Source organism: Peribacillus sp. YIM B13481 (assembly GCF_042787985.1).
Lineage (GTDB): Bacteria > Bacillota > Bacilli > Bacillales > DSM-1321 > Peribacillus > Peribacillus simplex_A.
The window spans coordinates 1-1323 of record NZ_JBHZPE010000128.1 but is presented as its reverse complement, the minus strand read 5'-3'; the positions used below and the strand labels follow the sequence as shown (position 1 = coordinate 1323).

At 38.9% G+C, this 1323-nt stretch carries 1 protein-coding gene; it reads left to right on the top strand.

From position 1 onward, the window contains the following. Positions 1-80 precede the first annotated feature (80 nt). Positions 81-1323, top strand: a 1243-nt coding sequence (locus tag ACFX4X_RS25445; protein ID WP_377387653.1) for an IS1182 family transposase, incomplete at its 3' end; no start/stop codon positions are given.

The following is a 1323-nucleotide window of genomic DNA, read 5'->3' as shown; positions in this document are numbered from 1 at the left end:
GGGGCTGTTGACAATCTAAAAGGATTTTTGAAACCTGTATAGAATTTATTCTATGCAGGTTTTTTATTGGAGGGATTTCTATGATGGGACGCAATGATGAGTACCAAAGCAAAATGGAGTTTATTGATTTGAACGATTTTGTTCCTGCTAATCATATTCTCCGCTTAATATTGGAGAGAATTGACTTCTCTTTTATATACGTTAAAATGGAAAGTTTTTATTCGAAACTGGGCCGGAAGTCTTTGGATCCCGTCCTCCTTTTCAAGATGTTGCTTATCGGCTATCTTTTTAATATTGACTCAGAACGCGAACTTGAACAGGAGGTTCATGTAAATCTTGCTTATAGATGGTTTTTAGGACTTGATCTATCTGATCGAATTCCTGACCACTCTACTTTTAGTCAAAATCGTCGAAGACGGTTTAAAGACAGTGCCGTATTCCAAGAAATCTTCGATCACATTGTTTCACTATGCATTGAAAAAGGGTTGGTCACAGGGGAAACTATTGTGACAGATTCTACCCATATAAAAGCCAGTGCTTCTAAGGATCAGGTGAAAAAGGTTGAGGTTGAGAAGACTCCTTCCCAGTATTTAAATACTCTTGAAGAGGAGGCAAAGAAGCTTGAAAAAGAACTGCAGGAGAAAAGAGAAAACGCTGGTCGAAAAAAGGCTGGGAGAAAACCGAAAGAATCTACTACAAAAATAGTGTCCGTCTCTAAAACCGATCCTGATTCAGGATTATTAAATCGACCCGGGAAACCATCAGGTCCCCACTATTTGGCTCATGCCAGCATTGATACCCAAAACGGAATCATAATAGATATTCATCCGAGTGCAGGAAATGTAAATGACTGCGAACCTTACGTAGAACGCTTGAAAGTGATAAAAGAGAAGTTTCATTTAAATATTAAGAATGTAGGGGCGGATCGTGGATACGATACAACTCCTATTCACCATGGATTAAAAACATTAGGCATAACGGGGTATATCAGTCCCATTCAGTATGATTCGGCGTTTAAGACAACCTCGCATCGGGAGTTCACTTATAATAGCGAAAAGGATATATACCTCTGTCAAAATAAGAAGGAACTAGCCTTTACACATTTAATGAGAAGTGGCGAAACAAATTACAAGACCTATTCGGCAAAAACCAAAGACTGTAAAGTCTGTCCTTTCAGAGTGGAATGCTTCGGGAAAACAGCGACCAAAAGAACCATATCACGCCCTATCGCCCATGAACTATTAGAAGAAAACATGAAAAGGACAAAAACAAGTGGTTACAAACTGGTTCAAAAACTAAGAAGAATCTGGTGTGAAGGCTCAT